19 protein-coding genes and 4 tRNA genes are annotated in these 21,080 nt (G+C 65.9%); 19 read left to right on the plus strand and 4 right to left on the minus strand.

Annotation, left to right across the window (positions count from 1 at the left end):
• Positions 1-14: 14 nt before the first annotated feature.
• The 4 genes from moaB to hemA all read right to left on the minus strand — a co-directional run bounded on the left by moaB (position 15) and on the right by hemA (position 5,130).
• The gene (gene moaB, locus AC16HO_RS07755) at positions 15-554 is read right to left on the minus strand and encodes a molybdenum cofactor biosynthesis protein B (RefSeq protein WP_395644313.1); all 540 of its coding nucleotides are present in this window, start codon (positions 552-554) and stop codon (positions 15-17) included.
• 21 nt (positions 555-575) lie between these two features.
• The gene (locus AC16HO_RS07760; RefSeq protein WP_395644314.1) at positions 576-2,654 is read right to left on the minus strand and encodes a tetratricopeptide repeat protein; all 2,079 of its coding nucleotides are present in this window, start codon (positions 2,652-2,654) and stop codon (positions 576-578) included.
• Entirely contained in the window at positions 2,651-3,757 is a 1,107-nt protein-coding gene (prfA, locus tag AC16HO_RS07765) for a peptide chain release factor 1 (protein ID WP_395644315.1), read from the minus strand. Before prfA ends, AC16HO_RS07760 begins: the two co-directional genes overlap by 4 nt.
• 107 nt (positions 3,758-3,864) lie before the next feature.
• Positions 3,865-5,130, minus strand: coding sequence for a glutamyl-tRNA reductase (gene hemA / locus AC16HO_RS07770; RefSeq protein WP_395644316.1), 1,266 nt, complete (start codon positions 5,128-5,130; stop codon positions 3,865-3,867).
• A gap of 174 nt (positions 5,131-5,304) precedes the next feature.
• Here hemA and AC16HO_RS07775 point away from each other — a divergent pair, with 174 nt between their 5' ends.
• The 19 genes from AC16HO_RS07775 to AC16HO_RS07865 all read left to right on the plus strand — a co-directional run.
• Positions 5,305-7,104 (plus strand): tetratricopeptide repeat protein, encoded by a 1,800-nt coding sequence (locus AC16HO_RS07775; RefSeq protein ID WP_395644317.1) that lies wholly within the window; start codon positions 5,305-5,307, stop codon positions 7,102-7,104.
• Positions 7,105-7,171: 67 nt separating this feature from the next.
• Positions 7,172-8,821: a M28 family metallopeptidase gene (locus tag AC16HO_RS07780; protein ID WP_395644318.1), complete on the plus strand. Its 1,650-nt coding sequence runs from the start codon at positions 7,172-7,174 to the stop codon at positions 8,819-8,821.
• 14 nt (positions 8,822-8,835) lie between these two features.
• Complete coding sequence (locus tag AC16HO_RS07785; RefSeq protein WP_395644319.1) at positions 8,836-9,462, plus strand: outer membrane lipoprotein LolB; 627 nt, start codon at positions 8,836-8,838, stop codon at positions 9,460-9,462.
• Between the two features lie 5 nt (positions 9,463-9,467).
• The gene (gene ispE, locus AC16HO_RS07790; protein ID WP_395644331.1) at positions 9,468-10,376 is read left to right on the plus strand and encodes a 4-(cytidine 5'-diphospho)-2-C-methyl-D-erythritol kinase; all 909 of its coding nucleotides are present in this window, start codon (positions 9,468-9,470) and stop codon (positions 10,374-10,376) included.
• 5 nt (positions 10,377-10,381) lie between these two features.
• Positions 10,382-10,456, plus strand: a tRNA-Gln gene (locus AC16HO_RS07795).
• A 114-nt stretch (positions 10,457-10,570) separates the two neighbouring features.
• Positions 10,571-11,506 (plus strand): ribose-phosphate diphosphokinase, encoded by a 936-nt coding sequence (locus AC16HO_RS07800; RefSeq protein WP_395644332.1) that lies wholly within the window; start codon positions 10,571-10,573, stop codon positions 11,504-11,506.
• Between the two features lie 162 nt (positions 11,507-11,668).
• Positions 11,669-12,355, plus strand: a complete 687-nt coding sequence (locus tag AC16HO_RS07805) for a 50S ribosomal protein L25/general stress protein Ctc (protein WP_395644320.1) — start codon at positions 11,669-11,671, stop codon at positions 12,353-12,355.
• A gap of 69 nt (positions 12,356-12,424) precedes the next feature.
• Positions 12,425-13,012 carry an aminoacyl-tRNA hydrolase gene (pth, locus tag AC16HO_RS07810; protein WP_395644321.1) on the plus strand — a complete coding sequence of 196 codons (588 nt, stop codon included), beginning with the start codon at positions 12,425-12,427 and terminating at the stop codon, positions 13,010-13,012.
• A 70-nt stretch (positions 13,013-13,082) separates the two neighbouring features.
• Positions 13,083-14,174: a redox-regulated ATPase YchF gene (gene ychF / locus AC16HO_RS07815; RefSeq protein ID WP_395644322.1), complete on the plus strand. Its 1,092-nt coding sequence runs from the start codon at positions 13,083-13,085 to the stop codon at positions 14,172-14,174.
• A 124-nt stretch (positions 14,175-14,298) separates the two neighbouring features.
• Positions 14,299-15,138: a phytanoyl-CoA dioxygenase family protein gene (locus AC16HO_RS07820; RefSeq protein WP_395644323.1), complete on the plus strand. Its 840-nt coding sequence runs from the start codon at positions 14,299-14,301 to the stop codon at positions 15,136-15,138.
• On the plus strand, positions 15,135-16,247 hold the full coding sequence (locus AC16HO_RS07825) for an alcohol dehydrogenase catalytic domain-containing protein (protein ID WP_395644324.1): 1,113 nt from the start codon (positions 15,135-15,137) through the stop codon (positions 16,245-16,247). The genes AC16HO_RS07820 and AC16HO_RS07825 overlap by 4 nt, the downstream gene beginning before the upstream one ends.
• Complete coding sequence (locus AC16HO_RS07830; RefSeq protein WP_395644325.1) at positions 16,244-17,083, plus strand: alpha/beta hydrolase; 840 nt, start codon at positions 16,244-16,246, stop codon at positions 17,081-17,083. The genes AC16HO_RS07825 and AC16HO_RS07830 overlap by 4 nt, the downstream gene beginning before the upstream one ends.
• A complete protein-coding gene (locus tag AC16HO_RS07835) occupies positions 17,080-18,648 on the plus strand; it encodes an alpha-amylase family glycosyl hydrolase (protein WP_395644326.1) in 1,569 nt (522 codons plus the stop codon). Before AC16HO_RS07830 ends, AC16HO_RS07835 begins: the two co-directional genes overlap by 4 nt.
• 104 nt (positions 18,649-18,752) lie before the next feature.
• Positions 18,753-19,559: an AraC family transcriptional regulator gene (locus AC16HO_RS07840; protein WP_395644327.1), complete on the plus strand. Its 807-nt coding sequence runs from the start codon at positions 18,753-18,755 to the stop codon at positions 19,557-19,559.
• Positions 19,560-19,638: 79 nt separating this feature from the next.
• A complete protein-coding gene (locus AC16HO_RS07845) occupies positions 19,639-20,151 on the plus strand; it encodes an acyl-CoA thioesterase (RefSeq protein ID WP_395644328.1) in 513 nt (170 codons plus the stop codon).
• A gap of 255 nt (positions 20,152-20,406) precedes the next feature.
• Positions 20,407-20,492: transfer RNA gene (locus AC16HO_RS07850), tRNA-Tyr, on the plus strand.
• 22 nt (positions 20,493-20,514) lie between these two features.
• A tRNA-Gly gene (locus AC16HO_RS07855) sits at positions 20,515-20,588 on the plus strand.
• Between the two features lie 208 nt (positions 20,589-20,796).
• Positions 20,797-20,872 (plus strand) — tRNA-Thr (locus AC16HO_RS07860).
• An 84-nt stretch (positions 20,873-20,956) separates the two neighbouring features.
• Positions 20,957-21,080 (plus strand): GTP-binding protein (locus AC16HO_RS07865; RefSeq protein ID WP_415253061.1); only part of this gene is annotated, 124 nt, incomplete at its 3' end.

A 21,080-nucleotide genomic window follows, 5' to 3' on the forward strand; every position in this document is an offset into this window, starting at 1 on the left:
GGCCCCGGCCGGAATCAGTGCTCGCCGTCGCCGGGGATTTCGCGCAAACGCGGGCGCAGGCCGGCGAGGTTGCATGGCGCCGTGCGTGCATCGAGTTGCTTGTGGATCAGTTTTTCCCAAGCGGTACGGCAAGCCGACGTCGAGCCGGGCAGGCAGAACACGAACTTGTCGTTGACGAGGCCGGCGAACGCGCGCGACTGCAAGGTCGAGGTGCCGATCTCCGTGTACGAGAGCGCGCGGAACATTTCACCGAAGCCCGGCATCTCCTTGTCGAGCAGCGGGCACAGCGCCTCCGGGGTCGAGTCGCGGCCGGTGAAGCCGGTGCCGCCGGTGACGAGGATGCCATGCACGTCGGCCTGGGCGATCCAGGCCGAGACGATCGCGCGCAGGTTGTACTTGTCGTCGCGGCTGAGCGCGCGCGCATGCAGGCGATGGCCCGCGGCGGCGAGCGCGTCGCAGAGATAGTCGCCCGAGGTGTCGTTCTGCGCGCTGCGCGTGTCGGACACGGTCAGCACGCAGAGATTTAGCGGGGAGAATTCTTTGGCGGCGGTCATGGCTTTGCTCCTCGCTCAATCCTACAGCGAAATATCCTGCGGCGGCTGGCCGGAGCGCGCGCGTTCGGCGATGCGTTCGATCAACGCGGCGAAATCGTCTGCATAGGCCTGCATGTCGAACAGCTGTGCCCGTGCAGCCGGAGCGCCCAGGCGCGCGCGCAAGGCATGCACGCGCGTGGGCTGGCGCGCCAGTTCGATCGCGAGCGCGGCGTAGGCCTCGTCGTTGGCGACGACCATATCGTCGAGGCCGATCTGGCGGTTGAGGCTCGCCGCGACGCGCGAGGCAAACGTGTCGCCGGGTCGCGTCAGCACGGGGCAACCGGCGTAGAGTGCGTCCGAGGCGGTGGTGTGCGCGTTGTACGGATTCGTGTCGAGGAACAGGTCGGCGCGGCGATAGCGCGCAAGATAGTCGGCGTGGTTGGTCTTCGCTGCGAAGATCAGTCGCAGCGGATCGACTCCCGCGCGCCTTGCGGAGTCGCGCAGGCGTTCGATCACGCCGTTGCCGGGGCGTTCGTCGAGCAGCCACAGGACGCTGTCGGGCACCTCGCGCAGGATGTGCACCCACAACGCGAAGCTCTGCGGCGTGATCTTCCAGCTGGCGTTGAAGCAGCAGTAGACGAAACCGTCGGCAGGCAGGCCCAGCGCCTCGCGCGATGGTGCTTCGCGCACGATGCGGGTCGTGTCGGTCGGCTGATAGCAGCGCGGCAGTGTCGCTATGTTCTCGTCGTAGTGCGCGCGCTGCGAGGGTGGAACCACGCAGTCGTCGGCAATCAGATAGTCGTACCACGGCGCACCGAGCGAGCCGGGGTAGGCGAGCCAGTTGACCTGGATCGGCGCCGGCCGCAGCGCGAAGATGCGCGGCAGCGAGTTCATGCAGTAGCCGTCGATATCGATCAGCACGTCGATGTGCGCGGCGCGGATGCGTTCGGCGATCGCTTCGGGCGCCTGTCGGCCGACATCGTGGAACTCGTGGAACGCGTGTTCGAGGCGATGACGAAGTTCGCTGCCGTCGCCGGCTGTGGTTGCGAACGCGACCGTGGTCAGGCCCGTCGCGCGCAGGCGTTCGATCAGTTCGACCACGAGCAGGCCGGTGGCGTGTTCCTTGAACCCGGAGGAGACGAAGCCGACGCGCAGCGGAGAGCCCTCTCCTCCGACCCGGTCGGGGGCGCTGGTCGGGCCGGCGAATTGCCGCGCGAATGTACGCGCACAGCCAAGCTGCTGCGCCGGCGTCGTTTCCTCGACGAGCAGGGAGAACGGCAGGATGCCCGGACGCTGCGCGTCGACGCCGGCGACGAGCCGCGCCGCGAGTTCGGGCAAACCTCGCCACTCGCACAGCCGGCGCTTGATGTAGACCAGTTGGCTGAGGGCTTCGAACAGGTTGGGGGCAAGCTGCAGCGCGTGCTCCATTGTGCGCGCCGCTGCCTGCCAGTCGCCGAGTTGATCCTCGACCAAGGCAAGGTTGTGCGCGGTGTGCGGGCGCGGGCTCAGTTCCATCGAGTTGCGATACGGCTGCAGTGCGTCGTCGAGGCGACCCTGGCGTTCGTAGATGTAGCCGAGTACGTACCAGCCATCGGCCGAGCGCGGCGCAAGAGCGAGGCCCTGGCGCAGGTGCGATTCCGCGGCGCTGAAGTCGTGCAGCGAGGCGCTGGCATTGGCGAGATCGAACCAGGTTTCGGCGCGGTGCGGTTCTTCGCGCAGGCTGCGTTCGAAGCATTGCGCCGCGCCGGGATAGTCGCCGACCTGATGGCGCAGACGGCCGAGATTGTTGAGCGCGCCAACGTGATTCGGCGCCAGCCGCAAGGCGCGTTCGAGCAGGCGCGTGGCGCTGCCCGTGTCGCCGTGCTGGATTTCGACCGCGGCGAGATTGCACAGCACCTCGACCGAATTCGGGTCGAGCCGATGCGCCTGCTGCAGCGAGCGCGCGGCCGCGTCGATGCGCCCCGACCGGATCTGCGCGATGCCGAGCAGGCGCCAGATTTCCGCATGCGGCGGCAGGGTCTGCAGCGCGGCCTGCGCACGGCGCTCGGCGCCGGTGAAGTCGCCGCGTTCGATCAGCGTGGCGATCGTATCCAGTGTTGCCGGCAGCAGCGCGGCGTTCATCCGCCGAGGCCGCCTTCGGTCAAGCCGCTTTTGGTCAAGGCGGCCATCTGGTCTGCCTGGTATTCCTGGGTCAGCGGGCCGAGCAGCGGATCGAGAGCGCCGTCGACGATGGCCGGCAGGCTGTACAGGGTCAGGTTGATGCGGTGGTCGGTGATGCGCCCCTGCGGAAAATTGTAGGTGCGGATGCGCTGGCTGCGGTCGCCCGAGCCGACCTGCAGACGCCGCGACTCGGCCTGTTCCGCGGTCTGCTTGCTGCGCCGCTCGTCGGTGAGGCGCGCCTTGAGCAGCGACATGGCGCGCGCCCGGTTCTTGTGCTGGCTGCGTTCGTCCTGGCATTCGACGACGATGCCGCTCGGCAGGTGGGTGATGCGGATCGCGGAGTCGGTCTTGTTGACGTGCTGGCCGCCGGCGCCCGACGCGCGGAAGGTATCGACCTTGAGGTCGGCGGAATTCAATTCGACGTCCTCGATCTCGTCCATCTCGGGCAGGATCGCGACTGTCGCCGCCGAGGTGTGGATGCGGCCCTGGGCCTCGGTTTCCGGCACGCGCTGCACGCGATGCGTGCCCGACTCGAATTTCAGTTTCGAGAACACGCCCTTGCCCTCGACGCGCGCGATGACCTCCTTGTAGCCGCCGTGCTCGCCGGGATTGGCGGACAGGATCTCCACGCGCCAGCCCTGCGTCTCGGCGTAGCGCGTATACATGCGGAACAGGTCGCCGGCGAAGATCGCCGCCTCGTCGCCGCCGGTGCCGGCGCGCACTTCGAGGAAGATGTTGGCCTCGTCGCGCGCATCCTTGGGCAGCAGCAGCAGATTCAATTCATGGTCGAGCGCCTCGCGCCGGACCTCGAGTTCGGCGACCTCGCCCTCGGCGAGTTCCTTCAGCTCGGGATCCTTGAGCATCGCCCGCGCCGCTTCGAGATTCCTGCCGGCGGCGTCGTAGGCGAGCAACGAGGTGGTCAGCGGTTCGAGCTGGGCGAACTCGCGCGACAGGTCGCGGAAGCGCGCGTTGTCTGCGAGGACGTCGGGTTGGGCGAGCAGCAGGGAGACTTCCTGGTGACGCTCGGCAAGCTCGTCGAGCTTGCGCCTTATTGATGGGTTCATAGACGGCAAATTTTGCCACGGATTGCACCGATGGCACGGATAAGGCGGTATTTTGATTTTGTTCTATCCGTGCATATCCGTGTAATCCCTGGCCCAACGCTTCTGCGTCATTCTTTCGCCGATGAAGAGGAATCGAACAGCGCCTCGGCGGCGCGCAACAGTTCGACGTCGCCGCGCAGGGCGGCGGCGCGCAGGGCGGCGCTCGGCGCGTGCAGCAGCTTGTTGGTCAGCGTGTGGGCGAGAAATTCGAGTGCCTGCTCGGGTGTGCGTCCGCTCGCGAGCAGGGCGCGCGCCTTGTCCAGGGTTGCGTCGCGTTGCGCCTCGGCGTCGGAGCGCAGCGTCGCCAGCGGGTTGCGCACGGCCAGCGCGCGGCGCCAGGCGAGAAAGTGTTCGACCTGCAGGTCGATGATCGCCTCGGCCTCGCCGGCCGCAGTCTGGCGCGAGCGCAGGTTGTCCTCGATCACCTGCTTCAGATCGTCGACCGTGTACAGGAACACGTCGTCGAGATCGGCGACGGCCGGGTCGACGTCGCGCGGCACGGCGATGTCGACGAGGAACATCGGCCGGCGCTTGCGCGCGCGGATCGCGTTCTCGACCAGGGCGCGGCTGAGTACCGGTATGGTGCTTGCGGTCGAGGAGATGACGATGTCGGCCTCGGCCAGGTGCTGCGGCAGGTCGACGAGTGAAATGGCGTAGGCGCCGAAACGCGCGGCCAGCGTTTGCGCATTCTCCAGCGTGCGGTTGGCGACGATCAGGCGGCGCACCCTGGATTCGGACAGGTGGCGCGCGGCGAGTTCTATCGTCTCGCCCGCACCAATCAGCATGACGCAGGCGTCGGCGAGATTGGCGAACAGGCGCTCGGCCATGCGTACCGCGGTATAGGCCACCGAAACCGGATTCGCGCCGATGCGCGTGTCGGTGCGCACGCGCTTGGCCACGGCGAAGGTCTGCTGCAGCAGGCGCTCCATCGAGGTGCGCAACGTGCCGGCATCGCGCGCGACCTGGTAGGCGTCCTTGACCTGGCCGAGGATCTGCGGCTCGCCGAGCACCATCGAGTCGAGACCCGTGGCGACACGGAACAGGTGGCGCACGGCGGCGTTGTCCTCGTGCCGGTAGAGGAACTCGTCGAGCCGGCGGTGGGTCAATCCATGGTGATCGAGCAGCCAGCGCTGGGCCGCGTCTTCCGCACCCGCCTCGACTTCGACGTATAGCTCGGTGCGGTTGCAGGTCGACAGGATCAGCGCTTCGTTGATGCCGGGCTGGCGGGCGAGATCGCTGAGCGCGCCGGCCGTCGCCTCGGGCGCGAACGCGACCTTCTCACGCAGCTCCAGCGGCGCGGTCAGGTGGTTGAGTCCGAGGGCGATCAGGGCCATGTTCGAGGGAATCGGTTAAGCTTGCGGCGGGCGCTGGAAAGCCCGCATCGACGCGAAATTGTGCGGCCCGTGCCCTGCGATATCAAGCAAGCGGCGGCGCGAAGCGGTTTGAAATCAGGCGTTCGTGCTCCGGGTCGGGCGGGTAGCGACGATACGCCGCAGGTGGAACAGACAGTGAAAGCATATTCGTTCGGACCGCGTGAATGGGGCTTGCTGGCCGCCGCCGCGCTGCTTGCCGCTTGTGCGTCGGCTCCTGCGGGCAAACCGGCTGCGTCGGCCGCCACGCCGCAGCCGCTGCAACGGCTGGATATCGCCCCCGATCCGCGCCAGCGCGATCTGATCGCCAACCTGCTTGCCGGCGAACTCGCACTGGTCGACTCGGATACGGCCAACGCGGCGCGCCACTACGTCGACGCGGCGCAGGCGAGCGAGGATCCGGCGATCGCCGAACAGGCCACGCATATCGCCATCGCCGGCAGGCAGTGGGAAGCTGCGCACTCCGCGCTGTTGCGCTGGCAGGCGCTGCACGGCGACGAAGTCGGCGTGCGCCAGGCACGTGCGATGCTCGCGCTGCATGCCGGCGCGGACGACGCCGCGTTCGTCGACCTGGCCTGGCTCGCGCATCGTCCCGGCAGCAGCGGCTGGCGCGCGGTGTCGCAGGCTTTGCTCGGGGCCGAGAACAAGACCGCCGCCGCGCTGATTTTCGAGCGCCTGTTGCGCGGCGACGCGGCGACGCCGGGCAACGCCTTGCAGGCGGTCGATCTTGGCAACGATGCGCAGCTGTGGATCGCGGTCGGTCAGCTCGCCATGCGGCTCGACCGCAGCGACATTGCAAAGACGCTCGCCCAGCGCGCGATCGACCGATTCCATACGCCCGAGACCTACGCGTGGGCGGCGCAGGTGAAGATTGGCGCGGGCGACAGGGATGGCGCACGCAAGCTGTTCGCCGAGGCGTTGCGCAAAGCGAAGCCCGCCAGCGGTGCCTCGGCGCGCGACGACAATGCGCGCCTGCGCGTCGCCTACGCCGCGCTGCTCGGCGATCTCGGCGACTATGCGCAGGCCTCGGCGGTGCTGGCGCAGGGGCCGCAGAACGATCGCACCTACGCGGCGCGCGCGGCCTATCTGGCCCACGGCGACGCGAAGGCGAACAAGGCCCCGATCGAAACCCTGTATCGCCAGGTACTCGTCGAATCGCAGCCGCGTCCACCGATGCGCCTGCTGTTGCTCGGGCAGCTTAGCGAACTCGCCGACCGCAACGCCGACGCACTCAAGTGGTACGCGGACATCGACGAGGGCGCAGACGAGTGGTTCGATGCGCAGCAGCGCACCGCGATCCTGCTGCACGACAGCGGTCGCGTGGCCGCGGCGATGAGCCTGCTGCACGAACTCGAGGCGCGCGTCGCCGACGAGGCGAAGTCGCTGGGCGAGGTGTTTCTGCTCGAGGCCGAACTGAGGGGTGGCAAGGGCAAGAGCCCGGCCGATGCGATCGCGGTCTACGATCGTGGTCTGCAGGCGCTGCCCGACGACACGCGCCTGCTCTATGCGCGCGCACTCGCCTGCGAAAGTGCCGATCGTGTCGACGAGGCGATCCGCGACCTGCGCCGCGTGCTGGAACTCAAGCCAGACAACGCCGATGCAATGAATGCGCTCGGTTACACCCTCGCCGACCGCACCGACAAAAAGACCGAAGCGCTCAGCCTGATCGAAAAGGCGCTCGTGCTCAAGCCGGGCGAGCCCGCGATTATCGACAGCATGGGCTGGGTGCAGTATCGCCTCGGCAACCTCGACGCGGCGGTCGAACAACTGCGCAGTGCCTACGCCAAGCAACGCGATCCGGAGATTGCCGCGCACCTGGGCGAGGTGTTGTGGGTCTCCGGGCGCAAGGACGAAGCGCGTCAGGTCTGGGAGGAAGGGCGCAAGCAGGACGCCGGCAACAAGGTCCTGCTCGAAACGATCAAGCGGTTGGCGTCGTAGTCGCGGATACGCGTCGTCGCGAAGATTTTCGGCATAGAATCCGCCGTTCTCTCAGATTGGTGCCCGAATGAAACTTCTGCCCCTTGCGTTGTCGTTCTGTGCCCTCGCCTTGCCCGTCGCCGCGCAGCAACTCAGCGCTGACCGCATCGCGACCACGGTGCAAACCTTGTCTTCGGATTTCTTCGAAGGCCGCGCACCCGGCACGCCTGGCGAGGAACGTTCGGTAGGCTATCTGATCGGCCAGTTCGAGGCGCTCGGCCTGCAGCCGGGCGGCAAAGACGGCAGTTGGGTACAGGCGGCGCCGTTGCTGCACACGAGGCTCGGCGAGCCGACAACGCTCGGCATCGATGTCGGCGGCAGCGTGCAGTCATGGCAGCGCGGCAAGGAGGTGTACCTGTCGACGGTCCGCCCGGACGATCGCGCGCGGATCGGGCATGCGCCGCTGGTGTTCGTCGGCTATGGCGTGCACGCACCGGAGCGTCAATGGGACGACTTCAAGGGCGTCGATCTCAAGGGCAAGGTCGCGGTGTTTCTGGTCAACGACCCGGATTTCGAAGCGGCGAAAGACGAGCCGGTATACGGCCGCTTCGGCGGCAAGACGATGACGTACTACGGCCGCTGGACTTACAAATACGAGGAAGCCGCGCGCCATGGCGCGATCGGCGCGCTGATCGTGCACGATACGCCGGGCGCGGGTTACGGCTGGAACGTGGTGGTCAGCCCCCACGGCGAAAACTTTGACATCGTGCGCGCGCCGGACAAGCTGACCAGCCTCGCGTTGCAGGGCTGGATCGCCGGCGAGGCGGCGGCGAAGTTGTTCGCCGATGCGGGTCTGGATCTCGCCGCGCAGCGCAAGGCGGCACGGCGCGCGGATTTTCGCCCGGTCACGCTCAAGGGCGAGACGTTCTCGGCGGACATCCCGGTCGAGCACGAAGTAGTCGAAAGCCACAACGTGCTGGCGAAGATTGCCGGCACGAGGCATCCCGACGAAGTCGTCTTCTATGGCGCGCATTGGGACGCCTACGGCAAAGGGCCGGCGGACACGCAAGGCAACACGATCCGCCGCGGTGCCAACGACGACGGTATCGGCGTCGCCGGCATCATCGAGATCGCGCGTCAGTTCAAGGCGCAGCCGGCGCCGCAGCGCAGTATCGTCTTCGGCGTCTGGACCGCGGAGGAACGTGGCCTGCTCGGTTCGGAAGCCTATGCGCTCGATCCGGTCTACCCATTGGAAAAAACCGTCGCCAACCTGACCATCGACGTGCTGCAAACCGCCGGCAAGGCGCGCGACGTGATTCTTGTCGGCGGCGGCCAGGACAGCCTCGAGGACGACCTCGCGCGCTTTGCCAGAGCGCAAGGGCGCTCGATCACGCCCGAAAGCCTGCCGGAGCGCGGCCTGTTCTATCGCGCCGATCATTTCTCGTTCGCCAAGCGCGGCGTGCCGGTGCTGCTGATGATGGGCATCGCCGGGGCTTCCGATCTCGTCGACGGGGGTCGCGCAGCAGGGCAGAAGTGGGTCGATGACTACACCGGTCGTTGCTACCACCAGCCCTGCGATGCCTACGGCCCCGACTGGAAACTCGATGGGGCCGTGGAGGACATTGCGCTGATGTACGACATCGGCCGCGACCTTGCCAATTCCGCGCGCTGGCCCGAGTGGAAGGCGGGTTCGGAATTCAGGGCCGTGCGCGACAAGAGCGCCGCATTGCGTCACTGATGCAGGTTCGATCGATGATTTTCGCCGCTCGCTTCCCGATGCGCGCCGCTCGCTTGCTGCTGGGCGCGGCGCTGCTCGCGATGTTCGCCGCCTGCGCGCCGATGAAGGTGAAGCAGCATGCGGCGACGCCCGAGGCGCTGGCCGCGCAGGACGCGCGCGAGGCGGCGTTGGCCGGCAAGTCGCACTGGACGCTGGAGGCGCGCATCGCCGTGTCGGGAGCCAACGGCGGTTCCGGCGACCTGAGCTGGCGCCAGGACGGCGATGCCTACTCGTTCAGCGTGCGCGGCGCGAATGGCAAAACCTTGCGGCTCAGCGGCGATGCCGGCCGTGCGGTCCTCGAAGGCGTCGATGCCCAGCCCGACGTCGGCAGCGATCCGCAGGCGCTGCTGCGCGAACGCCTCGGTACCGAGGTGCCGTTCGCCGCGCTGCGACGCTGGGCGCTGGGCCTGCGCGTCGCCGCCGATCCGGCGCAGATGCAGTTCGACGAACGGAATCTGCCCACGCAACTCGTGCAGGACGGCTGGACGGTCGATTATCTCGACTGGTTCGACGATCGCTCGCCGCCGCTGCCGAAGAAGGTGTTCGCGGGGCGCGGCAAGGACAAGGTCAAGCTCGTCATCCAGTCGTGGAGCCTCGATTGACGGCCGTGGGCGAAGACGGCTGGAGCGTGTGGCCCGCACCGGCCAAGCTCAACCTGTTCCTGCGCATCGTCGGCCGTCGCGCCGACGGCTATCACCTGTTGCAGACGGTGTTCCAGCTGCTCGATTGGGGCGACACGCTGCGCCTGCGCGTGCGCACCGATGCGCAGATCGTACGCGTCGATGGTGCTCCCGGCGTCGCGGCGGAGCGGGATCTCTGCGTCCGCGCCGCGCGCGCGCTGGCCGAATATGCCGAAGCCGAATTCGGCGCCGATATTGCGCTCGAAAAACGCATCCCGATGGGCGGCGGCCTCGGTGGCGGCAGTTCCGATGCGGCGACGGTGCTCGTCGCGTTGAACGAGTTGTGGGGGACGGGCCTCGCGGTCGACGAACTGGCCGAACTGGGCCTGCGTCTCGGCGCCGACGTGCCGGTATTCGTGCGTGGCCATTCCGCCTGGGCGGAAGGCGTGGGCGAAAAACTCACCCCGGTGGCGTTGCCGCCGCGCCAGTACGTGATTCTCGATCCGCATGAGACGGTACCAACGGCAGCTTTGTTCCAAGCCGCGGAATTGACACGCAATTCCGCGGCAGCGACAATAGAGAGCTTTCTGTCGGGAATTGCAACGGACAATGTTTTCGCTCCGGTCGTGCGTGCGCGCTACGCAAATGTCGCGGCGGCGCTGGACTGGCTCGGTCGCTACGGCGACGCGCGTCTGAGCGGCAGCGGCGGTTGTGTTTTCGTCGCCGCGCCATCCGACGATGCGGCGCAGGCTATGGTACGTGATTGTCCGCGGGAGTTTTCCGCGTATCGCGCGCGCGGCGTGGATCGGTCGGCGTTGGCTGATGCGCTGGATGCGCATCGGACAAGTGAGAAGCTGAAAAGACAAGAGGAATCCCGGCCTTGCCGGGATAGCTGAATCATTGGGCCGTCGCCAAGCGGTAAGGCACCGGGTTTTGATCCCGGCATGCGTAGGTTCGAATCCTACCGGCCCAGCCACTTTTGAGCATGATGCAAGGCTGAAAGGGTTTTCAATCCGTGAACACGATCAATCCGGCGGCGGGCTACGGCAGTACCTATCCGCTCGATCGCGGCGAACGCAGCGGCTGGCAGATTTTTTCGGGCAACGCCAACAGGCGGCTCGCGCTCGACATCTGCCGGGTGTTGAGCGTGCCGCTGGGCAAGGCGCAGGTGACGACGTTCTCCGACGGCGAGGTGCGCGTGGAGATCGACGAGAACGTGCGCCGGCAAGAGGTGTTCGTGATCCAGCCGACCTCGGCGCCGACCGCGGAAAATTTCATGGAGCTGCTGGTGATGATCGATGCGCTCAAGCGCGCCTCGGCGGCGAGCGTGACCGCGGTGATTCCGTACTTCGGCTACGCGCGACAGGATAGGCGGCTGCGCTCGGCGCGTGTGCCGATCACGGCCAAGGTGGCGGCAAAGATGATTTCGTCGGTCGGCACCGATCATGTGTTGACCGTGGATCTGCATGCGGACCAGATCCAGGGTTTCTTCGACATTCCGCTGGACAACGTGTACTCCTCGCCGGTGATCCTTGCCGACATCTGGCGCTACAACCGGCCCGAGGAGCTGATCGTGGTCAGCCCGGACGTCGGCGGCGTTGCGCGCGCGCGCGCGATCGCCAAGCGCCTCGACGACGCGGACCTGGCGATCATCGACAAGCGCCGCCCGCGCGCGAACGAGGTCGCGGTGATGAACATCATCGGCGACGTCGAGGGCAAGGTCTGCGTGCTGATCGACGACATCGTCGACACCGCGGGCACGCTGTGCGCGGGTGCCGAGGTGTTGAAGAAGAACGGCGCGAAGCGCGTGGTCGCGTATTGCACGCATCCGGTCCTGTCGGGGCCGGCGATCCGCAACCTCAACGGATCGCAGCTCGACGAGCTCGTCGTCACCGACACGATCGCGCTGTCGGAGGAGGCGAAGGCCTGCGGCAAGATCCGCCAGCTCAGCGTGGCGGAATTGCTGGCGGAAACGATCCGCCGCATCGCCTTCGGCGAATCGGTTAGTTCGTTGTACGTGGATTGAGTAACAGCCGGGGTCCGGGGCCCGGGATTCGAAGAATCAGAGCGATCGGCTTTTTTTCTTCCGGGTCCCGGGCCCCGAGCCCCGGAAATTCACTCCTTTGGTCGCGAAGGAGTTTCCGGCTGTCGCGAGGCAGCTTCATTGCAATACCAATAGGTAAAACAAATGGCAACTTCACATGTAATCAAGGTCGAACGCCGCGAAAACGACGGGAGGGGTGCGAGCCGCCGCCTGCGCAACACGGGCAAGGTTCCGGCCATCGTCTACGGCGGCGAACTCGCCCCGGTCAGCATCCAGATCGAACACAACGACGTCTGGCTTGCCTCGCAGCACGAGTGGTTCTATTCGGCCATTCTCGACCTCTCGCTCAACGGCGACGTGCAGAAGGTGCTGCTGCGCGATTTGCAGCGTCACCCGGTCAAGCAGCAGTTGCTGCACCTGGACTTCCAGCGCGTCGACGAGAACAAGGCGATCCGCATCCGCGTGCCGCTGCACTTCCTCAACCAGGAGAAGTCGCCGGCCGGCAAGAAGGCGGGCGTGCTGATCTCGCACGCGCTCAACGACATCGAAATCTCGTGCCTGCCGAAGCATCTGCCGGAGTATGTCGAAGTCGATCTGAGCGACCTGGACGTGGGCGACATCGTGCACCTGTCCGAGATCAAGCTGCCGGAAGGTGTGGAGATTCCCGAGCTGCGTCTGGGCAAGGAGCACGACGCCGCGGTGGTCACCGCGCAGGAGCTCAAGGAAGAAGTCGAGGCCGCTCCGGTCGAGGCCGTTGCTGCGGGCGCGACGGCTGCTGCCGCGCCGGCCGCCGCTCCGGCCGCCGCCGCGAAGAAAGACGAGAAGAAGTAATCGTTCCGGCTTCCGCTGCCCCGGGGTGGCGGAAGCCGTGTGCGACGGGTGCGTGGCACCCGGCTCGTCATGGCGCAACTGCGGCTGCTCGTCGGCCTCGGCAATCCCGGGGCCGAACATCAGCGAACCCGGCACAACGCCGGGTTCTGGTTTATCGACGCCCTCGCACAGGCGCACGGTGCGCGTTTCGGTATGGAGTCGAAACTGCATGGTGAAACGGCGAAGATCACGCTCGACGGCCAGGCGCTGTGGCTGCTCAAGCCGGCGACCTACATGAACAAGAGCGGCATCGCGGTGCAATCGGCGCTGCGCTACTGGAAGATCGAACCGGAGGAAGCACTGGTCGTGCACGACGACCTGGACCTGCCGGCGGGCGCTGCGAGGCTCAAGTTCGACGGCGGCCACGGCGGCCAGAACGGTCTGCGCGACATCATGGCCCATCTGGGGCACGGCGGGTTCCATCGGCTGCGTCTGGGCATCGGCCATCCGGGTGACAGGAACCGCGTAACGTCCTGGGTGCTCGGACGCGCGGGCGTCGACGACGAGAACGCGATACTCGATGCGGTGGGCCGCTCGCTCGACGTGTTGCCGCTGGCGGTGCGTGGCGATTTCAACGAAGCAATGAAGAAACTGCATACGAGCAGGAGTGAGCCGTGAGCAGTGAGCGGCGAGCGCAACAACGCGCCTGCCGCTCACCGCTGACTGCTTACCGCTCACGGGTTCAACAATGGGTATCAAATGCGGCATCGTCGGCCTGCCGAACGTCGGCAAGTCGACCCTTTTCAATGCGCTGACCAAGGCAGGCATTGCCGCGGCGAACTTTCCTTTCTGCACGATTGATCCGAACATCGGCGTCGTCCCGGTGCCCGATCCGCGCCTCGAGGCGCTTGCCGGCATCGCCAAGCCGCTGAAGATCATCCCGACCTCGATCGAGTTCGTCGACATCGCCGGCCTCGTCGCCGGCGCCTCGAAAGGCGAGGGGCTGGGCAACAAGTTCCTCGCGCACATCCGCGAGGTCGACGCGATCGCGCATGTCGTACGCTGTTTCGAGAACGCGGACATCGTCCACGTCGCTGGCAAGATCGATCCGATCTCCGACATCGACACGATTGATACCGAACTGGCCCTGGCTGATCTCGATTCGGTCGACAAGGCACTCGCCCGCGTCGAGCGTTCGGCCAAATCGGGCGACAAGGACGCGCTGGCCAGACGCCCCGTGTTGCAAAAGCTCGCGGCGCATCTCAACGACGGCAAGCCCGCGCGCGCCGCCGGACTCGACGACGACGAGAAAGCATTGGTACGCGACCTGTTCCTGCTGACGCTCAAGCCGCTGATGTACATCGCCAACGTCAAGGAAGATGGCTTCAGCAACAACCCGTTCCTCGACAAGGTCGTCGCGCGCGCGCAGGGCGAGGGCGCCGAGGTCGTGCCGGTGTGTGCGGCGATCGAGGAGGAACTCTCGCAACTCGACGACACCGACAAGCTCGCCTTCCTTCAGGACATGGGTCTCGACGAGCCGGGCTTGAACCGCGTGATCCGTGCCGGCTACAAGCTGCTCGGCTTGCAGACCTATTTCACCGCGGGCGAAAAGGAAGTCCGTGCCTGGCAGGTGAAGAAGGGCGCGACCGCGCCGCAGGCAGCGGGCGTGATCCACACCGACTTCGAACGCGGATTCATCCGTGCCGAAACGATCGCCTACGACGACTACATCAAGTACAAGGGCGAGTCCGGTGCGCGCGATGCCGGCCGCTTGCGCCTCGAAGGCAAGGACTACCTGGTCAAGGAAGGCGACGTGCTGCATTTCCGCTTCAACGTCTGAACCATGCCGCGAGCCTCTGCCCGTGCCGGAATGGCGGCGACTGAGGACATGGATTCGATAGAATTCCGCGGTGGTTCGACATCTGCAGCCGCTGCGGGCATGTGTCAACGAGCCTACGATTGCCATGACTGCAACCCGCCGAGGAAACGTGCAAGTGGCGATCGATCTCGACAGGCCCCATGCGTTGACGGAACGGCAGATCGCCGATTTCCGGCGTGACGGTTTCATCCGCCTCAAGGACGTATTCAACGCCGAGGAACTGCGCCGCTATGGCGCGGAAATCGCGCGGCTGACGATCGCGCTGAACACGCAGACGCTGCCGCTGGAGCAGCGCAGTACCTACGACCGCGCCTTCCTGCAGGTGATGAACCTGTGGGAGCAGGGCGGCCTCGCGCGCGAGTTCGTGTTTGGCAAACGCCTCGCCAGCCTCGCCGCGGCGTTGTTGCAGGTCGAAGGTGTGCGTCTGTACCACGACCAGTCGTTGTACAAGGAGCCGAGTGGCGGCTTCACTCCGGCGCATGCCGACCAGTTCTATTGGCCGCTCGCGAGCGACCGTTCGATCACCGCCTGGGTACCCTTGCAGGCGGTGCCGATGGACATGGGGCCGCTGGCGTTCTACGCCGGCAGCCAGGGCGAGAAATTCGGTCGCGATCTGGAGATTTCCGATGAGAGCGAGCGCGCGATCACCGCGAATCTCGACGCGCAGGGCTTTCGCATCGTCGACGAACCGTTCGCACTTGGCGAAGTGAGCTTCCATCTCGGCTGGACCTTTCATCGTGCCGGCCCGAATCGTTCGACGATGCCGCGTTCGGTCATGACCGTGATCTACATCGATCGCGACATGCGCCTGCAGGCCCCGCTCAACAAGATGCAGCAGGCCGACTGGGAGCGCTGGTGCCCGGGTGCGGTCGTCGGCGAGATCATAGCCACGCCGAAGAACCCGGTGTTGTTCGAGCGCGCATGACTGCGGTCGCCGTCAGCGGACCTGCGTTGATCGGCGACGGCGCCGGTGGTTTCGTCCTCGACACGATCGAGGTCGATGCGCCGGGGCCGGGAGAGGTGCGCGTCGCGATCGCCGCCGCGGGCGTCTGTCACACCGATCATGCCGCGCTGCATTGGCCCGGGCCGCTCGTGCTCGGCCACGAGGGTGCGGGGCACGTCGAAGCGGTCGGCGCAGGCGTCGCCGGCTTCGCCTCCGGTCAGCCGGTGCTGCTGAACTGGGCGATTCCCTGCGGCACATGTTTCCAGTGCGGGCGTGGCGCCGACGCGCTGTGTGAGCGTACCCACGAACTCGATCCCGCGCGCTTCGGCACGAGTCGCGCGCATGCCGGTGCGACGCGCTGGCGCGGGCGCGCGATCGAGCGTGCGTTCCACCTCGGCACGTTCGCAAAGTATACTTTGACGCGCGCCGAGGCATTGACGCCGTTGCCGTCATCATTGCCGCTCGATCAGGTCTGTATCCTGGGCTGCGCGGTGATGACCGGGGTTGGCTCGGTGGTCAACGTCGCCGAGGTTGCGCGCGGTGAATCGGTGGCCGTGCTCGGTTGCGGCGGAGTAGGGCTCAACGTCGTGCAGGGTGCGCGCCTTGCCGGCGCACGCACGATCATCGCTATCGATCGCGTACCGGCGCGTCTGCATCGCGCGCAGGCGTTCGGTGCGACTCATGTGCTGCATGCCGCAGACGGTGGCCACGAAGATATCGTCGCGGCGGTGCGAGTGCTCAGCGAAGGGCGCGGCGTCGATCATGCGTTCGAGGCGACCGGCATTCCCGGGCTTGCGTTCCTGCCGCTGCGACTTGCGCGCAACGGTGGCAATGCGTTGCAGGTCAGCGGCGCGCACGGTCCGGCGACGCTGGAGCTGCCGCAGTTGTTCTGGAACAAGCGCTACCTGGCGCCGTTGTACGGTGGCTGCGTGCCGGCGCGCGATTTTCCGCGCCTGCTCGATTGGGTCGCGCACGGTCGGCTCGAACTCGCCGCGCTGATCAGTCACCGGTATCCGCTCGCGGCGTTGGCCCGGGCATTTGACGACATGCTTGCCGGGCACAGCAGCAAGGGGGTGCTGCAAATCGCATGAGTGAGAATCCGTCACCGCTGCGCACGATTGAACGATCCGATCCCGCGATCGACGCGGATGGATTGCAGTTCGTCACGGTCAAAAGCGCCGCGCTGCGCCGGCGCGCGGACGTCAGCGTGTTCGTGCCGGCGCAGGCACGCGAGGTCGAGAATCTGCCGATCGTGCTGTTGCTGCATGGTGTGTACGGTTCGCACTGGGCGTGGGCGCTGAAGGGCGCAGCACATCTCACCGCGGCGCGGTTGATCACCGAAGACGTGTTGCCGCCGGTCGCGTTGCTGATGCCTTCGGATGGTCTCGCCGGCGACGGTTCGGGGTATGTCGCGCATTCGTCGGAAGACGCCGAATGCTGGATCGTCGACGAGATGCCGGCGCTGGCGCGCACGATCGTGCCCGGCTGCACCCAACGCTCGCCGCTGTTCGTTGCCGGCCTGAGCATGGGTGGTTTCGGCGCGCTCAGGCTCGCCGGAAAATATCCGCCGCGCATCGCTGCCGCCGCGGCGCACTCGGCGATCACCGATGTTGCGCAGCTCGACGCGCTGCTCGATCACGGGCGCGATGATTGGAGCGCCGCGCCTGCCGACCGCAGTGTCCTCGCCGCATTGCTCGATGCGAAAGGCGCGCTGCCACCGCTACGCTTCGATTGCGGTCGCGAGGACGGGTTGTTCGAAGCCAATCGTGCATTGCATCGCGCGCTCGCCGCGGCGGGCGTCGCGCATCGCTATGCCGAGAACGCGGGCGGCCACGATTGGCCGTACTGGGCGCGGCATCTTGCCGATACGTTGCGTTTCTTCGGCGAGGTATTGCGTGGCACGACGGTATCGGAAGATCCGGAATGAGAATCCTGAAAATACTGGCCGCATGTCTCACCGTCGTCCTGTTCGCGGCCTGCGCGACGTCGGGGAAAGTCGCGATGGCGCCATCGTCGTCACCCGGCCACGAAATTTTCTACCACATCATGCCGCGCAGCTTTCGCGACAGCAACGGCGATCGTATCGGCGACCTCAAGGGGCTGACCGAAAAACTCGACTACCTGCACGGGCTGGGCATCACCTCGATCCTGCTCACGCCATTGCAGCCCTCGCCGTACTACCACAACTATTTCGCGACCGAGTTCAAGGCGATCGATCCCGCCTACGGCACGATGGACGACTACTTCGCCTTCGTGCGCGCGGCCCATGCGCACGGCCTGAAGATCTACCTCGACCAGGAGTTCCAGTACGTCGCCGAGGGTCATCCATGGTGGGAGGAGTCGAAGTGCAAGCCGGACACGCCCTGGGCCGGTTACCTGCTCTGGCGCGACAAGCAGCATTGCGTCGCGGAGTATTTTCTCGACAAGCCGAAATGGAAAGGCTACGACGGACGCGACTACGGCATTGCGATGGTCGATCTCAAGCAGCCGGAGGTGCAACGCTACTTCCGCAACCTGATGTTGTTCTGGATCGATCCGCGCGGGGACGGCAGCGGGGTCGATGGCGTCGATGGTCTGCGCATCGACCACATGATGGACGACCTCGATGACAAGGGCATCGAGAAACATCTGTTTGCCGACTTCTGGACGCCGATGTTCCGCGAACTCAAGGCGCGCCGCCCGAACCTGCGAATCCTCGCCGAGCAGGCCGACTGGGGTTACGGCGACGACTGGCTCAAGCGCGGGCATGCCGATCTCGTTTTTGCCTTCCCTCTGCGCGCGGCACTGAGCAAGCTCGACAAGCGCGAGATCGTCAATGCGATCCGCACGACCGAGGCGAAGACGCCGCGCGGGAAACGTCAGGTGATCTTTCTGGAAAACCACGATGTCGACCGCTACATGTCCGTCGTCGGCGACGATCCGGCGCGCGCACGCGCGGGCGCGGCGATCCTGCTCGCGCTCCGGGGCGAGCCGCTGATCTACTACGGCCAGGAACTGGGCATGCGTGGCCGTGAGTTGAAGAACATCGAGATTTCCGACGGCATCCAGATTCCGGTGCGCGAGGCGTTCCGCTGGCGGGCCGACCTCGAAGCGCCGGGTTCGGCGATCTGGTATCGAGGCGGCGAGCGTTGGTGGGGCGAGCGCTACAACCGCTCGCACGACGGTGTCTCGCTCGAGGAGGAAGAGGGCAAGGCGGATTCGATCTACTACTGGTACCGCAAGCTGCTTGCGCTGCGCCGGGACCGCGCGGAGCTGCGCGCGGGCAGCCAGCGCATCCTTTGCGACGACCGATCGAGCCTGCTCTGTATCCTGCGTTCCGATGGGGTGCGCCAGACATTGCTGATTGTCAATCTGGGGCAGACGGAGGCGCGTCCCGGATTGGATGCCGCCATCGCCCGAACCGGTTGGGTCGATCTGCTTGACGGTGAGGCGATCGTACCCGCGGACGCGCCATTGCGGCCCATGCAGGTGCGCCTGCTCGGTACCCGCTGAATTTTCGCCCCGGCGGCCGGACTTCGGCGACAATGGCCGCCGTGACACTGCTTCATCTCGATCGCCCGATCTGCGAGCCGGTTGAACTCGGCCCGGGTGCGCCGGTGCGCGTCGTGCAGGTCCGGCAGGGGCGTGAAGCGTTGCCGAGTGAACCGTTTCCGCACTTCCACGACGTGCACGAACTGGTTATTTTTGGCGACGTTGATGGTGTATTTGTCGCAGAAGGGCGAAATTATCGTCTGCGGCCACGCAGCGTTGCCTATGTGCCTTCGATGCGGCAGCACGACTTTGCGCTGGCACGCGGGCGACGCGACTGGGTGTTGGTCCAGATCGACGCTGCGGCCGGCGACGCCTTGGCGCGCAAGCCGGGTCTGGCGCTCCTGGCACAGTCGTTCTGTGCGCGGCCGTCCGGCGCGGCGTACGGGCGCCTGCGCGCGCTGGCTGAATGGCTTGCCGATATCGACCCGGCCGATTCGTTGGCGCTGCCGCTGGCCGAATTGTTGTTGTGCGCTGCGCTGCGCGCGCCTCGCGTCGAGGGCGTTGCCGTGGATGTCGATCCGAACGATCTCAAGCGGCTGCGTCCCGCCATCGAGCGCTTGCGCGCCGCGCCCGCCGCGGCGCACGGCGCACAGCGCGCAGCTGCGGCCTGCGCCCTGTCCACGGCCTATTTCAGCCGTCGATTCAAGCAGTTGATCGGCCTTGCCTGGAGCGACTATGTGCGTGCGCATCGGCTGCACCTCGCCAGCCGGAAGCTGCTCGAAACCGACGAACTGGTGCTTGTCATAGCAGAAAGCCTGGGGTTTTCCAGCGCCTCGCAATTCGGCGAGTTGTTCAAGCGCCGGTTCGGCATGGCCCCGAAGCGTTACCGTCAGGCGGCGCGTGCCCGCGACGCCGCGGCGCGCCGCGCGTAAGCCGCATTGCGGCAGACGGATGCCGCAAGGCTGCCGATCTGCTAACTTCCCCGATCCACGTCGCCCATGGAGCTTCGAAATGCCCGGAACCGACCGCGAAGTCCGCTTCTGTTTTCTCGCGCAGCCGACCGACGTCAACTTCGGCGGCAAGGTCCATGGCGGCATGGTGATGAAATGGATCGATCAGGCTGGCTACGCCTGCTCGGTTGCCTGGAGCGGGCAATACTGCGTGACCGTGGCGGTCGGCGGCATCCGTTTCGTCAATCCGATTCTGATCGGTGACATGGTGACCGTGCACTGCCAGTTGATCTACACAGGCAATACGAGCATGCATTTCGGCGTCGATGTGATCGCGCGGCGGCTGGAAACAGGCGAGGAAAAGCTGGCCACGCATTGCGTCATCGTCATGGTCGCCACCGACAAGGACGGCAAGCCTTCGCCGGTGCCGAAATGGCTGCCGCAGAGCGAGGACGACAAGGCCTTGGCCACTTATGCGCAGAAGCTCATGGATCTCGACAAGAGTATCGAGCAGGAGATCGCCCGCTACCGCGATGCGGCGCATCTGGCCTGGACCCATAGCCACACTGCCTGAAGGGCAAAACTGTCCTTGACAAGGCGGGGCGTGGGGCATGAAAATAGGCGGCTCCGTTGGGGTTGCTTGGGCGGCCGGCGGAGATTGGTCGTGAATCTGTCGGTTCGTGCTTTTTGTGTTCGACAAATTCGCCGGGAGCGGATTTGCGCGTCCCGCGAAGCGGGATCGCCCGAAGGACGAAGGGCGGGATGTCCGTAGCCACCCACCTCCGCGGGAGTTTGCGTAGACGTATTTGATCTGAGGTTTTGAGAGTTCGGAGGGATACCCAAGCGGCCAACGGGGGCAGACTGTAAATCTGCTGGCTCATGCCTTCGGTGGTTCGAATCCACCTCCCTCCACCATTCGAGGCCTGAAATACTCCGGGCGGGAGTAGTTCAATGGTAGAACTGTAGCCTTCCAAGCTACTAGCGCGGGTTCGATTCCCGTCTCCCGCTCCATTGAACGACGCTCGGAAGCGGGATGGTTCATCGGCGCCGGACGCGCCAGTGCCGCGGCTTTTGCGCGGTGGAAAACGTGGCGCGGCTTTAGACGCGACCGTTTTCGCAAATGCTGCGGCATGGATGCCGGTCTTGATTTTGAGGAATCCGGTACGGATGCTGGTCTGATCTTTTTGTCGTCATGGAGGACGGCTGAGGCAAACCCATCGCTCACGTAGCTCAGTCGGTAGAGCACCTCCTTGGTAAGGAGGAGGTCGATGGTTCGATTCCATTCGTGAGCACCATTTGCTAGCAACACCGCCGTCGTATCATCCGCTGTTTATACTTTTTCACTTTCCACCTTGAAGAACTACCCGAGGTTTTAGGTCATGGCAAAAGGCAAATTCGAACGCACCAAGCCGCATGTGAACGTGGGCACGATCGGCCACGTGGATCACGGCAAGACGACGCTGACGGCGGCGCTGACGAAGGTCGGTGCGGAACGCTTCGGTG

Source organism: Rudaea sp. (genome assembly GCF_057139185.1).